At 70.6% G+C, this 14407-nt stretch carries 10 protein-coding genes; 9 read left to right on the top strand and 1 reads right to left on the bottom strand.

Going from position 1 to position 14407, the window contains the following annotated elements:
- The first annotated feature begins 36 nt into the window (after positions 1–36).
- The 8 genes from ACZ4UB_RS13360 (at position 37) to ACZ4UB_RS13325 (ending at position 12027) form a co-directional block, all read left to right on the top strand.
- The gene (locus ACZ4UB_RS13360) at positions 37–984 is read left to right on the top strand and encodes a 2-hydroxyacid dehydrogenase (RefSeq protein ID WP_468070228.1); all 948 of its coding nucleotides are present in this window, start codon (positions 37–39) and stop codon (positions 982–984) included.
- Positions 985–1259: 275 nt separating this feature from the next.
- On the top strand, positions 1260–4262 hold the full coding sequence (locus tag ACZ4UB_RS13355; RefSeq protein WP_468070227.1) for a putative bifunctional diguanylate cyclase/phosphodiesterase: 3003 nt from the start codon (positions 1260–1262) through the stop codon (positions 4260–4262).
- 204 nt (positions 4263–4466) lie between these two features.
- Complete coding sequence (locus ACZ4UB_RS13350) at positions 4467–6356, top strand: acetolactate synthase large subunit (RefSeq protein WP_468070226.1); 1890 nt, start codon at positions 4467–4469, stop codon at positions 6354–6356.
- Positions 6357–6384: 28 nt separating this feature from the next.
- A complete protein-coding gene (gene ilvN, locus ACZ4UB_RS13345; protein ID WP_354380022.1) occupies positions 6385–6909 on the top strand; it encodes an acetolactate synthase small subunit in 525 nt (174 codons plus the stop codon).
- Between the two features lie 145 nt (positions 6910–7054).
- A complete protein-coding gene (ilvC, locus tag ACZ4UB_RS13340) occupies positions 7055–8056 on the top strand; it encodes a ketol-acid reductoisomerase (RefSeq protein ID WP_354380023.1) in 1002 nt (333 codons plus the stop codon).
- A 270-nt stretch (positions 8057–8326) separates the two neighbouring features.
- On the top strand, positions 8327–9916 hold the full coding sequence (gene serA / locus ACZ4UB_RS13335) for a phosphoglycerate dehydrogenase (RefSeq protein ID WP_468070225.1): 1590 nt from the start codon (positions 8327–8329) through the stop codon (positions 9914–9916).
- A gap of 127 nt (positions 9917–10043) precedes the next feature.
- Positions 10044–11273 carry a hypothetical protein gene (locus ACZ4UB_RS13330; RefSeq protein ID WP_468070224.1) on the top strand — a complete coding sequence of 410 codons (1230 nt, stop codon included), beginning with the start codon at positions 10044–10046 and terminating at the stop codon, positions 11271–11273.
- Complete coding sequence (locus tag ACZ4UB_RS13325) at positions 11257–12027, top strand: hypothetical protein (RefSeq protein WP_468070223.1); 771 nt, start codon at positions 11257–11259, stop codon at positions 12025–12027. The genes ACZ4UB_RS13330 and ACZ4UB_RS13325 overlap by 17 nt, the downstream gene beginning before the upstream one ends.
- A gap of 55 nt (positions 12028–12082) precedes the next feature.
- Here the strand turns inward: ACZ4UB_RS13325 and ACZ4UB_RS13320 are convergent, their stop codons facing one another.
- Positions 12083–13297, bottom strand: a complete 1215-nt coding sequence (locus ACZ4UB_RS13320; protein ID WP_468070222.1) for a PucR family transcriptional regulator — start codon at positions 13295–13297, stop codon at positions 12083–12085.
- Positions 13298–13459: 162 nt separating this feature from the next.
- Here ACZ4UB_RS13320 and ACZ4UB_RS13315 point away from each other — a divergent pair, with 162 nt between their 5' ends.
- The gene (locus ACZ4UB_RS13315) at positions 13460–14386 is read left to right on the top strand and encodes a proline dehydrogenase family protein (protein ID WP_468070296.1); all 927 of its coding nucleotides are present in this window, start codon (positions 13460–13462) and stop codon (positions 14384–14386) included.
- Positions 14387–14407 lie beyond the last annotated feature (21 nt).

The raw sequence follows: 14407 nt of genomic DNA, 5'->3' as shown, positions 1-14407 counted from the left end.
GGCTCGACCTGGATCGCTTCGCATAGCCTCGCGATCATGACTTCAAAGATCGAGGACGTCTGGCTGCCCTTCCCCGCCGAGGAGATCGAGGGTCTCCCCGACGCCTACCGCTACCGGCACTGGGACGGCGAGGAGGAGTTCCCGGCCGACCCGGCCGCCTGCGTCTTCTACGTCACCCCCTACATGAAGTCCCCGGAAGTCACCCTGCGTCCGCTCGCCCACATGCCCGACCTGCGCGTGGTGCAGACCCTGACCGCGGGCATCGACCACGTCCTGGGCGGCCTCGACGACCTGCGGCCCGGCGTGCACCTCTGCAACGCCCGCGGCGTCCACGAGGCCAGTACGGCCGAGCTGGCCCTCACCCTCGTCCTCGCCTCCCTGCGCGGGATCCCCGGCATGGTCCGCGGCCAGGACCGCGAGGAGTGGCGCTCCGGCTTCTACGACGCCCTCGCCGACAAGACCGTCCTCGTCGTCGGCTACGGATCGATCGGCGCCGCCATCGAGGACCGGCTCGCCCCCTTCGAGTGCGCACGGATCATCCGCGTCGCCCGCTCGGCGCGCACCGCCGCCCACGGCCCCGTGCACGCCCTCGCCGACCTGCCGGGGCTGCTGCCGCAGGCCGACGTGGTGATCCTCTCCACCCCGCTCACCGAGGACACCCGGGGGCTCGCGGGAGCCGGGTTCCTGGCCCGGATGCGGGACGGCGCGCTGCTCGTCAACGTCGCGCGCGGACCGGTCGTCGACACCAACTCCCTGCTGAAGGAGGTGGAATCGGGCCGGCTGCGGGCGGCCCTCGACGTCACCGACCCCGAACCGCTGCCCCAGGGGCACCCCCTCTGGCATGCTCCGAATGTCCTGATCACCCCCCATGTCGGTGGCAGCAGCTCCGCTTTCGAGCCACGGGCGAAGCGACTGGTGGTCCGCCAACTCACCGCGCTGGCCGCCGGCGAGCCGCTCGCGAACACGGTGCTGACCACGACCTGAGCCGGCCCCGCGCACCGCCCGTAGTCGCGCGAGCGCACCGCGTGTCCACAACTCCCCTGGTGGTGACGGAGAGTAGAGCATCTATGTCCCTGAGTGACGAAAGTGGTGTATCGTCCGGACCAAGGGGCTGCAGCGCGTTCGTCTGGCGCTGGGGAGTGATTCAGACATTTTGGGGGGCGACGGGCGATGTACGGCCAATGGGTGAACGATCCGACGCGGCTCGGCCGCCGGAAGCGACGACAGTGCGTGCGGAAACCGGCCAGCGGGGCGGACCGGTGAGCGCCCCCGGGGCCCTGCTGACCCGGCCGCCCGCCGTCAGCGGCGGCCGGGGTCTGGCGGCGCAGCTCCTCCTCGCCGTGATCAGCGCCGGCTATGCCGTAGGGGCCGCCGTCGGCTGGGGGTCCAAGGAAGCCGCCGAGATCATGGGCGACTTCGGCCTCAGCGGCGCCGGATTACTGGCCGCGGTCTCCTGCTACCACTACGCGAGGACCATCGGCCGCCGCGAACGCCCCGCCTGGCTGCTGTTCGCGTTCTCCTCGCTCATGGCGGCCGTCGGCAACCTCGTCTGGGGCTGGTACGAGGTCGTCCTCGGCCAGGAAGTGCCGAAACCCTCGGTCGCCGACTTCGCCTTCCTCTGCTTCGCACCGTCCGCCATCGTCGGACTCCTCGTCCTCGCCAAGCGCCCCGTCACCCGGGCCGGCTGGGTCTGCCTCGCACTCGACTCCTGGCTGATCGCCGGATCCCTGCTGACCCTGTCCTGGAGCCTGGCCCTCGCGCACGCCGCCCGGACCGCCCAGTCGGGCGCCCTCGGCAGCGTCCCGCGCGCCGCGCTGTCCCTGGCCTACCCGCTGCTGGACATCGCGCTGGTCTCCATGGTGCTGGTCCTGCACTTCCGCCGCTCCGCGACGAACCGCTCGGCCGTCAACACGGCCATCGCGGCCCTCGCGCTCACCGTGCTCAGCGACGCCCTCTTCACCTCGCCGCTGCTGAGCGCCCACTACCAGTCCGGCCAGCTGCTCGACGCGGGCTGGTTCGCCGGCTCGCTGCTCCTGGCCTACGCGCCCTGGGGCGCCCGGCGGATGCATCCGGTCCCCGAGGCGCCCCGCCCCGCGCCCGACCCGCGCCCGCGGCGCGGGCGCGGGGGAGCGGGCCGCACGGCAGCGGCCCGGCGGGGCGCCGTGCACGGCGCCGAGCAGCTCTCCGCGCACGCGCGCGAGGGCCGCCCGGTCAGCCGCCCGATCACCGGGTCGCTGCCCGCGCTGACCCCGTACCTCGCCGCCGCCGTGTGCACCCTGGGCATCCTCTACAACGTGATCGAGGGCCGGAAGGTCGACCGCATGGTCGTCTTCACCGGCTGCACCGTCGTGCTCGCCCTGGTCATCCGGCAGGGCATCATGCTCCTCGACAACATCGCGCTGACCCAGGAACTGGCCCAGAAGGAGAACCACTTCCGCTCCCTGGTCCAGGGCTCCAGCGATGTGATCATGATCGCCGCGCCCACCGGGATACTGCGCTACGTCAGCCCCGCCGCCGCCGGGGTCTACGGCCGCGACGCCGAGGAGCTGGTCGGCAGCGAACTCTCCGCCCTCATCCACCCCGAGGACCTCGGCCGGGTGGTCCACGAGGTGCGCCGGTTCCTCGCCGCGCCGCCGGCCGAGGAGCCCACCACCCGCATCGAATGCCGCTTCAAGTCCGGTGACGGCGAGTGGCTCAATGTGGAGTCCACCGTCAACCGGCACCAGGGCGGGCTCATCCTCAACAGCCGGGACGTCACCGAGCGGGTCCGGCTGCAGGCCCAGCTCCAGCACAGCGCCGAGCACGATCCGCTGACCGACCTGCCCAACCGGGCCCTGTTCACCCGCCGGGTCCGCCAGGCCCTCACCGGCCGCCGCGCCGGGGACCACAGCACCGCGGTGCTCTTCATCGACCTCGACGGCTTCAAGGCCGTCAACGACACCATCGGCCACCAGGCGGGCGACGAACTGCTCATCGAGGCCGCCCGCCGCCTGCAGGACTCCGTCCGGGCCGGCGACACCGCGGCCCGGCTCGGCGGGGACGAGTTCGCCGCGCTGATCCTCGGCGACGGCAACCGGGACCGCTCCGCCCGCGAGTACCAGGTCCACGAGATCGCCGACCGGCTGCGCACCACGCTCTCCCAGCCCTACCGGATCGCGGGCAGCGAGGTCCGGGTCGCTGCCAGCATCGGCGTGGCCTTCGCCGACCCCGGCATCACCCCTTCGGACCTGATGCGCAATGCGGATCTGGCCATGTACCGGGCGAAGGCCGGCGGCAAGAACCGGGTGGAGCTGTACGCGCCCCAGATGCAGGCCGAGGTGGTCCGCAAGGCGGAGCTGGCCGGGCGGCTGCGCACCGCGCTCCATGAGGGCGAGTTCGCGCTGCTCCACCAGCCCGTCGTCTGCCTCGGCAATGGCGCGGTCACGGCATTGGCCGCGCAGGCCCGCTGGCGATCGGCCCAGGGGATCCTCTTCACCCCCGCGGAATTCCTCCGGGTGGCCGAGTACAGCGAGGGCGCGGCGGGCCCCGGCGGACCCGCGGGACCGGCCGGGGCCGCCGCGCCGGACGCCACCCGGACCGCCGAGCTGAGCCGCTGGCTGCTGGAGGAGGCGGTGGACCAGGCGGCCGACCGCCACCGCTCCGGGCACGACGTACCGGTGGCCGTCCGGATGACCGCTCAGCGGCTCCTGGACCGGTCGATGCCGGGCGGCTCGGTGGAGTCCCTGCTGACCCGCTACGGGCTGCCCCCGGACGCGTTGGTGATCGAGCTGGCGGACAGCGACCCCAGAGTGCCCTTCGACGAGCTGGAGCGCCGCCTGACGGCCTTGCGGCGGCTAGGCGTCCGGATCGCCCTGGACGGCTTCGGCAGCGGTTACGCGGCCATCAGCGCCCTCCGCAGGCTCCCCGTCGACGTGCTCAAGCTGGACCGCGGCCTGGTCGAAGGCGTGGTCGAATCGCCCAGACTGCACAAGATCACCGCAGGTCTGTTGCGGATCGCAAACGATCTGGGAATGCAGTCGGTGGCCGACGGGGTGGACCTGCCCGAGCAGCTCATGGCGCTGCGCGCGATGGGCTGCACGCACGGCCAGGGAATGGCCTTCTCCGGGCCACTCGACGAGTACCGGCTGCGCCGCGCGCTCGTGCGCGGTACGTTCCCTGTACCGGGCGCGGCGGTTCACCCCGCCTTGGCCGGCGGGCCCCTCGGGGGCTCGATGGCCGTCCATAGGGGCTCAAATAATGAGACGCCCGTCCCACCCGCTTGACATCGACCTCCCGCCGGAGGGAGGGTCAGTGCCATGCGCACCCGAATTCTCGTACTTGGAAAGCGCGTCGGCTGAAGCAGGGTCAATCATGCCCCCGCTCACTGCACCCGACGCGCTCCCCTCGCTTGCCTCCCGGCACGAGGGGTTTTTTGTTGCACTGGCACACACCGAACCCTCGCAAAAACCCTCAGCTTCGAGAAGAGAATGCCGATGACCGAGCAGGCCACCGGGGCCCACCATCCGCAGCCGCGGGCCCGTAACGGCGGATCCCACACCGCCGCAGTTGAGCACGTCACGGGTGCGCAGTCCCTCATCCGCTCTCTCGAAGAGGTGGGGTGCGACACGGTCTTCGGCATCCCGGGCGGCGCCATCCTCCCCGCGTACGACCCGATGATGGACAGCCGCAAGGTCCGTCACATCCTGGTCCGCCACGAGCAGGGCGCCGGTCACGCCGCCACCGGCTACGCGCAGGCCACCGGCAAGGTCGGCGTCTGCATGGCGACCTCCGGGCCCGGCGCCACCAACCTCGTCACGCCGATCGCCGACGCGCACATGGACTCCGTGCCGCTCGTCGCGATCACCGGTCAGGTCTCCTCCAAGGCGATCGGCACCGACGCCTTCCAGGAGGCGGACATCGTCGGCATCACGATGCCGATCACCAAGCACAACTTCCTGGTCACCAAGGCCGAGGACATCCCGCGCACGATCGCCGAGGCCTTCCACATCGCCTCCACCGGCCGCCCGGGACCGGTCCTGGTCGACATCGCCAAGGACGCCCTCCAGGCGAAGACCACCTTCAGCTGGCCGCCGCACCTGGACCTCCCGGGCTACCGGCCGGTCACCAAGCCGCACGCCAAGCAGATCCGCGAGGCCGCCAAGCTCATCTGTCAGGCCAAGCGCCCGGTCCTGTACGTCGGTGGCGGCATCATGAAGTCCGGCGCGACCGCCGAACTGAAGGTCCTCGCCGAGCTGACCGGCGTCCCGGTCACCACCACGCTGATGGCGCTCGGTTCCTTCCCCGACAGCCACCCGCTGCACGTGGGCATGCCCGGCATGCACGGCGCCGTCACCGCGGTCACCGCGCTGCAGAAGGCCGACCTGCTGATCGCGCTCGGCACCCGCTTCGACGACCGCGTCACCGGCAAGCTGGACAGCTTCGCCCCCTTCGCGAAGATCATCCACGCGGACATCGACCCGGCCGAGATCGGCAAGAACCGCGCCGTCGACGTCCCGATCGTCGGTGACGCCCGCGAGGTCATCGCCGACCTGGTCCAAGCCGTCCAGGCCGAGCACACCGACGGCCACGCGGGCGACTACACCGCCTGGTGGAACGACCTCAACCGCTGGCGCGAGACCTACCCGCTGGGCTACGACCTGCCCGAGGACGGCATGCTCTCGCCGCAGCAGGTCATCGAGCGGATCGGCGCGCTCGCGCCGAAGAGCACGATCTTCGCCGCGGGCGTCGGCCAGCATCAGATGTGGGCCTCGCACTTCGTCAAGTACGAGGAGCCCCGCACCTGGCTGAACTCCGGCGGCGCCGGCACCATGGGCTACGCGGTCCCGGCCGCGATGGGCGCCAAGGTCGGCATGCCGGAGCGCACGGTCTGGGCGATCGACGGCGACGGCTGCTTCCAGATGACCAATCAGGAACTGGTCACCTGCGCGCTGAACAACATCCCGATCAAGGTCGCGATCATCAACAACGGCGCGCTGGGCATGGTCCGCCAGTGGCAGACCCTGTTCTACAACCAGCGCTACTCCAACACCGTCCTGCACGCCGACGAGACCGGCCAGGACACCGCGGTCGGCTCGCAGCTCGGCGAGTCCAGCGCCCCCCGCAAGGGCACCCGCGTCCCGGACTTCGTCAAGCTGTCCGAGGCCATGGGCTGCGTGGCGCTGCGCTGCGAGGACCCGGCCGACCTGGACAGGGTCATCGCCGAGGCCAACGCGATCAACGACCGTACGGTGGTCATCGACTTCATCGTCCACGAGGACGCCATGGTGTGGCCGATGGTCGCCGCCGGCACCTCGAACGACGAGGTCCTGGCCGCCCGGGGCGTCCGTCCCGACTTCGGCGACAACGAAGACGACTGAGCGAAGAGCGAAAGAGAGAACGACCGACATGTCCAAGCACACGCTCTCCGTCCTGGTCGAGAACACGCCCGGCATCCTCGCCCGGATCGCCGCGCTGTTCTCCCGCCGCGGGTTCAACATCGACTCGCTGGCGGTCGGTGTCACGGAGCACCCCGACATCTCCCGCATCACCATCGTCGTCAACGTCGAGGACCTGCCGCTCGAACAGGTGACCAAGCAGCTCAACAAGCTGGTCAACGTGCTCAAGATCGTCGAGCTGGAGCAGCACCACGCCATCGAGCGCGAGCTCGTCCTGGTGAAGGTCCGCGCCGACAACGAGACCCGCTCGCAGATCGTCGAGATCGTCCAGCTGTTCCGCGCCAAGACGGTCGACGTCTCCCCGGACGCCGTCACCATCGAGGCGACCGGCGGCACGGACAAGCTCGGCGCGATGCTGAAGATGCTGGAGCCCTTCGGCATCAAGGAACTCGTGCAGTCCGGCACGATCGCCATAGGGCGTGGCGGCCGGTCCATCACGGACCGCAGCCTGCGCGCGCTCGACCGCAGCGCCTGAGCCGTTCTTCCCCCTCGCCCTGGCGGCAGAGCCCTCTGCTCGCATAGCGGCAGCGTCTTTTGCTCGCATAGCGAGACTTGAAACCTGATATTCCGTTCCCCGCCGTACGGTGGGAGCAACACCAGCGCACCAAGGAGATATCCCAGTGGCCGAGCTGTTCTACGAGAACGACGCCGACCTGTCCATCATCCAGGGCCGCAAGGTCGCGGTCATTGGCTACGGCAGCCAGGGCCACGCCCACGCGCTGTCCCTGCGCGACTCCGGTGTCGACGTCCGCGTCGGCCTCCAGGAGGGCTCCAAGTCCAAGGCCAAGGCCGAGGAGCAGGGCCTGACGGTCGTCTCCGTCGCCGACGCCTCGGCCTGGGCCGACGTCATCATGATCCTGACCCCGGACCCGATCCAGGCCGAGGTCTACGAGGCGTCCATCAAGGACAACCTCAAGGCCGGCGACGCGCTCTTCTTCGGTCACGGCTTCAACATCCGCTACGGCTTCATCCAGCCGCCGGCGGACGTGGACGTCGCCCTCGTCGCCCCGAAGGGCCCGGGTCACCTGGTCCGTCGCCAGTACGAAGAGGGCCGCGGTGTTCCGTGTATCGCGGCGGTCGAGCAGGACGCGACCGGCAAGGCCTTCGACCTGGCCCTGTCCTACGCGGCCGGCATCGGCGGCACCCGCGCCGGCGTCATCAAGACCACCTTCACCGAGGAGACCGAGACCGACCTGTTCGGTGAGCAGGCCGTCCTCTGCGGTGGCGCCTCCGCCCTGGTCAAGGCCGGTTTCGAGACCCTGACCGAGGCCGGCTACCAGCCGGAGATCGCGTACTTCGAGTGCCTCCACGAGCTGAAGCTCATCGTGGACCTCATGTACGAGGGCGGCCTGGAGAAGATGCGCTGGTCGGTCTCCGAGACCGCCGAGTGGGGCGACTACATCACCGGCCCGCGCGTCATCACCGACGCCACCAAGGCCGAGATGAAGAAGGTCCTCGCCGAGATCCAGGACGGCACCTTCGCCAACAACTGGATGGCCGAGTACAAGGCCGGTCTGCCGAAGTACAACGAGTACAAGAAGGCCGACGAGGAGCACCTGCTCGAGACGACCGGCAAGAAGCTGCGCAAGCTGATGAGCTGGGTCGACAACGACGAGAGCTGAGCCGTTCGCGGCAGGGCCGGGACGCGCCGTCCCGGCCCCGCCGCGTACCCGCACCACCGGATTCCGGCCTTCCGGCCGCGCGCCTTGTCCACCCCGTCCAACCACGGACGGGTGATCCTTCCGGACAGGCGGAAAAGCGGTCCCGCAACGCGATTACACTGCTCAACACAACGCGTCAGGCCCACAGTGTCGTGCGTCTTCCACGCGGCTACCCCCTCCACGCCTGCGGCCGTCGGGACGGCCGTCCGCACTGGACTTGTGAGGACCCACGTGAGCTCGAAACCTGTCGTACTCATCGCCGAAGAGCTGTCGCCCGCCACCGTCGAGGCTCTCGGCCCCGATTTCGAGATCCGGCACTGCAACGGCGCCGATCGCGCGGAGCTGCTGCCCGCCATCGTCGACGCCGACGCGATCCTGGTGCGCTCCGCCACCAAGGTCGATGCGGAGGCCATCGCCGCCGCGAAGAAGCTGAGGGTCGTCGCCCGCGCGGGCGTCGGTCTGGACAACGTCGACGTCTCGTCCGCCACCAAGGCCGGCGTGATGGTCGTGAACGCTCCGACCTCCAACATCGTCACCGCCGCCGAGCTGGCCTGTGGCCTGCTCGTCGCCACCGCGCGCAACATCCCGCAGGCCAACACCGCCCTGAAGAACGGCGAGTGGAAGCGGAACAAGTACACCGGCGTCGAGCTGAGCGAGAAGACCCTCGGTGTCGTCGGCCTCGGCCGCATCGGCGTCCTGGTCGCCCAGCGCATGTCGGCCTTCGGCATGAAGATCGTCGCCTACGACCCCTACGTACAGCCCGCGCGCGCCGCCCAGATGGGCGTCAAGATGCTGACGCTGGACGAGCTGCTGGAGGTCGCCGACTTCATCACCGTGCACCTGCCCAAGACCCCGGAGACCCTCGGTCTCATCGGTGACGAGGCCCTGCACAAGGTGAAGCCGTCGGTCCGCATCGTCAACGCCGCCCGCGGCGGGATCGTGGACGAGGCCGCGCTGTACTCCGCCATCAAGGAGGGCCGCGTCGCGGGCGCCGGTCTCGACGTGTACGCGAAGGAACCCTGCACGGATTCCCCGCTGTTCGAGCTGGACCAGGTCGTCTGCACCCCGCACCTCGGCGCGTCCACGGACGAGGCCCAGGAGAAGGCCGGCGTCTCGGTCGCCAAGTCGGTGCGCCTCGCGCTCGCCGGCGAACTCGTCCCCGACGCGGTCAACGTGCAGGGCGGCGTCATCGCCGAGGACGTGCGTCCCGGCCTCCCGCTCGCCGAGAAGCTCGGCCGCATCTTCACCGCCCTCGCGGGCGAGGTCGCGGTCCGCCTCGACGTCGAGGTCTGCGGCGAGATCACCCAGCACGACGTGAAGGTGCTCGAACTCTCCGCGCTCAAGGGCGTGTTCGAGGACGTCGTCGACGAGACGGTCTCCTACGTCAACGCGCCCCTGTTCGCCCAGGAGCGCGGGGTCGAGGTACGCCTGACCACCTCCTCGGAGTCCCCGGACCACCGCAACGTGGTCACCGTGCGCGGCACCCTGTCGGACGGTCAGGAGATCTCGGTCTCCGGCACCCTCGCCGGCCCCAAGCACCTGCAGAAGATCGTCGGCATCGGCGAGTACGACGTGGACCTCTCGCTCGCCGACCACATGGTCGTCCTGCGCTACACCGACCGCCCCGGCGTGGTCGGCGCGGTCGGCCGGCTGCTGGGCGAAGGCGGCCTGAACATCGCGGGCATGCAGGTCGCCCGCGCCGAGGAGGGCGGCGAGGCGCTCGGCGTGCTCACCGTGGACGCCGAGGTGCCGGCGGAGGTCCTCGCGGCCATCTCCGAGGAGATCGGCGCGGTCTCCGCCCGCTCCGTCAACCTGGGCTGACCGGGGCACCGCACGATCGTGTGAAGGAAGGGCCCGGGGGAGACCCCGGGCCCTTCCGCGTACGCGGAGCGCGGCGGGCCCCGGTAGTCGTTCGCGCTCTCGTCGCGCCGCTTGTTAGATTCCTTCGATGTCCACAGCAGAGCCGATAGAAGCCCGCATCGACGATGCGGGCAACATCCTGGTCGCGCCCTCGGCGTTGCGGGACGACGACGCGGTCAAGGGCTTCTTCGGGACCGTGATCGCGCCGGAGGACCTCGATTCCGGTGCGGTCGACCTCGCGCGCAAGACCGTCTACCTGTGCGGCGACACGTCCGGCATCGATGGCCGCCGACTGGCCGGGGCCGCGCGGGTGTTCGTCGTGCGGGAGCTTTCGCACGGTGGCAGCGAGGACGCCGACGCGCCGTGGCCCGTCGTCGACCTCGGCCGCGTTCCCGTCCGGGTGCACGGGGTCGGCGCGTACTACCGGCGCTTCTTCGACCTCGGCGCCGATCACTTCGGACGGATCCGCGCGGAACACGCCTTCCAGTCCCTGACGGAGTCCACCAAGCCCGGAACGGCCCATCGCAGCGGCATCTACCTGACGCCCGTCACGCGCGACGGCGACGCCCTGCACTTCCGCCTGCTCCGGTGCTCCACGAACCTCTCGGGACCGACCGAGGGCTTCCGCCCGACCGACACGCACATCGTCGACGCCCTGAACCGCGAGGCCGCCTCCGTCTTCCGCGACCAGGCACCGCTGAACCACGTCCTCGCCCAGATCTACCACAACGCCCGCGCCACGACCGAGCGCAAGCAGTCCAAGGCCAAGATCTCGGCCCATGCCGACAAGACCAAGGACATGCCCGTCAACGGCGTCATGGCCTTCTGCACCTTCTACGACGGGGTCGAGGGGCTCCAGCCCCTCGCCGGGGACCCCTTCGACCGCGGTGTGAAGGGTGTCAGCGGGCTGACCACGCTCCGCTTCCGTCTCAAGGAGCCGACCGGGGAACTCGACGGGGTCGCCCTTCCCCCGCGGTTCAGCCTGACGCTCTATCCGGGCTCCGTGTTCTTCATGCCGCTGTCCACCAACCGCCTGTACACGCACGAGATCAGGCCCTCGGCGCTGGACCCCGATGTGCTGCCGACCCGACTGGGATACGTGGTGCGCTGTTCCGGTACCGAAGCCGTCCACCGCAACGGCCGCACGTTCCTCAAAGTGCCCGGGGACCTGGTGGAACTCGGACCCCCGACACCGGCCGGCCTGGACGAGCTGCGCGGGTTGTACGCCGAGGAGAACAGGACGTCGTCCTTCATCGACTACGGCGACAGATTCCCCTTCAGCATGAACACCGGAGATTACCGTGCCCCACGAGCCTAGGATCTCGGACGAGGTCCTCTCGTACGCCGTCCCGACCGAGGGGAACGCCTTCACGGAGTTGTCCGCGTCGGCTCGTTGGGAAGACGTGGGAAAGGGGCGGCGGGGCGCCGTGCTCGCCAAGGCGGACGCGGCGGGTGGCGTTCCCCTCGTACGCACCACCACGTCGTACGGCGTTCCGGCCCAGCGTTTTCGGCCGGTGCACGAACGGCTCGCGGAGCGGATCCGAGAGCGCGCGGCGCTGCCGGTCGGCTTCAACAACGCCCTCATGGAGAGCTATACGAACGCCTACGCCACCATGGGCGGTCACTGCGACCAGGCCCTCGACCTGGCCGACGCGTCGTTCATCGCGGTCTTCTCCTGCTACCGGTTCCCCGAAGCGAGCCCGTCGAGGAAGCTGATCTTCACATCGAAGGGCTCCGGGGGCGCGCGGTTCGAGATTCCGCTCGCCCACCACGGTGTCGTCGTGTTCTCCGTCGAGTCGAACAGGCGACTCATGCACAAGATCGTGCTGGACGCCTCCGCCCGGGCCGTGGACAACCCGTGGCTGGGCGTGACCTTTCGCACGTCGAAGACCTTCGTCCGCTTCCGCGACGGGCACCCCTACCTTCCGCGGGGGGAGCGTCTGCGGTCGGCCGACGACGAGCAGAGGCGCGCGTTCTTCTCCCTGCGGCGCCGCGAGAACAAGGAAACGGACTTCGTCTACCCCCCGCTGAGCTACACCCTCAGCGAGAGCGATCTGATGCCGCCGCTCTGACGCGGCCCCCACGGCCGCCCGGCCGCGCAGGCGTCGCGGGGCATCTCGGGGCGTCTCAAGCGTGCAGCCGGGACGCCTTCAGGGCCATGTGGAGCAACAGTCGGTCCTCGCCCGCGTCGAGGTCCAGACCGGTCAGCTTCTCCACCCGGGCCAGCCGGTAGTACAGGGTCTGGCGGTGGATGCCCAGGGCCGCCGCCGCCCGGCCCGCCTGGCCGGCGCAGTCGAGGTACACCTCCGCCGTACGGGCCAACTCGGCGTGGGTCGGAGCCAGCAGGGCAGCGGTCGCCGGGTCGTCCCTGGCCAGCTCCGGAGCCGCGGCCAGGGCCGCCAGCATCCGGTAGGGGCCGATCTGCGACCACTGGGCCACGGGCCCCAGCCCGGGCTGCGCCGCCGCCGCGCGGGCCGCGGCCACCGCTTGCTCCCAGGCGCCCGGCAGCCCGGCCAGGCCGGTCCGGGGCAGCCCGACCCCGGCGGTCGCGGCCCGGGTGGTCGTGCCCGCGGCGTCGTCCACCCCGGCCCCGGAGCCGGCGGCGGTCCCGGCCAGCAGTCGGGTCGCCGTCGAGAGCACCGGGGCCAGCTGGTCCATGGTCCGCAGCCGCACCAGCACCGCCAGCGCGAAGCCGGAGCCCCCCTCGCCGCCGCCGTCCCCGCCGGCCCGGGGGACCAGGCAGACGGCCGCCGCACCCGGCACCGACGGCGGGGCCTGCCCGCTCCAGGGGGCCACGCAGACCACCGCGTGCGGCCCTTCCGCGCCCGGCCCCAGGGCCACCCGGAGCGCGGCCACCGCCATGTCCCGCTGCCAGCCGCGCCCGGCGGTGACCACCGCGCGGAACTCCCGGGACAGGTCGGCCCCGGCCTTCGCCTCCTCGGCCATCAGGACGCCGATCCGCTCGGCCACCTCCATCGCCGCGGCCAGCTGCTCCGGCCCGGGCCCGGGCTCGGCGTCCAGGAGCCACACGTACCCCTGGGCGATCCCGCGGTAGCGCACGGGCAGGCAGATCCGGCCGCGGAAGACCCCCGCCTCGGGCGCCGCGGGGATCCGGACGGGCGCGGTGGCCCGGGTGATGCCGAACCCCTCGAACCAGGCCCGCACGGCCGCCGTCGACTGGCGGGTCAGGATCGAGCGGGTCCGTACGGGGTCCATCGCGAGGTCGTCCTCGCTGTCGTGCGCGCCGAAGGCGATGAGGCGGAAGTCCCGGTTCTCCAGCGTCGCCGGGGCGCCGAGCAGCGCGGAGATCTCGTCCACCAGGTCCTGGTAATCGCCTTTCACCCGGACATTCTCCCACCCTCCCGTTCATGTTTCAGACATATGTATGAGATCGCGGCCACGGATGCGTGACAGCTGTCGATGGCAGAGGATCGAGGCGATCTCTAGGTTTCACGGTGGTCTTACTTGCGAGTCTCTTACTTCTGCCACCCGTTGGAGGTGCCCGTGCTGGGTCCCGTGATCCTTGCCGCTTCACGCAGCGACAAGATGCGCCGCATCGTTTCCGCCGCTCCGGTGACCAAGCCCGTGGTGAACCGGTTCATCCCGGGTGAGACGGTCGACCAGGTCATCCCGATCGTGGTGGACCTCACGCAGAAGGGCCTGGAGGTCACCCTCGACGTGGTCGGTGAGGACATCACCACCGTCGAGCAGTCGCACGCCGCCCGCGACGCCTACCTCCAGCTCATCGAGCACCTCGCCGAGCTGGGCCTGGGCGAGACGGTCGAGATGTCGGTCAAGCTCTCCATGTTCGGCCAGGCGCTGGAAGGGGGCCACGAGCTGGCCCTCGCCAACGTCCGCCCGGTCGTCGAGGCCGCCGCCGCGATCGGCACCACCGTCACGCTGGACGCCGAGGACCACACCACCCTCGACTCGATGTTCGCCATCCACGAGGAGCTGCGCCGGGACTTCCCGCAGACCGGCTGCGTGATCCAGGCGTACCTCTTCCGCACCGAGGCCGACGCCCGCCGCCTGGCCGCCGCCGGCAGCCGCGTCCGGATCGTGAAGGGCGCCTACAAGGAGCCCGCCGAGGTCGCCTACCAGAACAAGGCCGAGACGGACAAGGCGTACGTCCGCATCCTGAAGACGCTGATGGAGGGCGAGGGCTACCCGATGATCGGGTCCCACGACCCGCGCCTGATCGCCATCGCCCAGGAACTGGCCCGCCAGGCCGGACGCAAGCCCGACGAGTACGAGTTCCAGATGCTGTACGGCATCCGCAGCGACGAGCACCTGCGCCTGGCCGCCGAGGGCCACCGGATGCGCGTCTACACGGCGTACGGCACGGACTGGTACGGCTACTTCATGCGCCGCCTCGCGGAGAAGCCGGCCAACCTGCTCTTCTTCGTCCGCTCGATGATCACCAAGAACTAGCCGCGAACCGAGAACTAGCTC

Source organism: Streptomyces sp. NPDC028419 (assembly GCF_055565515.1).
This window is presented reverse-complemented; position numbering and strand designations above follow the sequence as displayed.

Excerpts from the sequence above, each read along its gene's own strand:
- ACZ4UB_RS13360 (WP_468070228.1), top strand. The coding sequence starts at position 37 with ATGACTTCAAAGATCGAGGACGTCTGGCTGCCCTTCCCCGCCGAGGAG.
- ilvN (WP_354380022.1), top strand. The coding sequence starts at position 6,385 with ATGTCCAAGCACACGCTCTCCGTCCTGGTCGAGAACACGCCCGGCATC.
- ACZ4UB_RS13330 (WP_468070224.1), top strand. The coding sequence starts at position 10,044 with ATGTCCACAGCAGAGCCGATAGAAGCCCGCATCGACGATGCGGGCAAC.
- ACZ4UB_RS13350 (WP_468070226.1), top strand. The coding sequence starts at position 4,467 with ATGCCGATGACCGAGCAGGCCACCGGGGCCCACCATCCGCAGCCGCGG.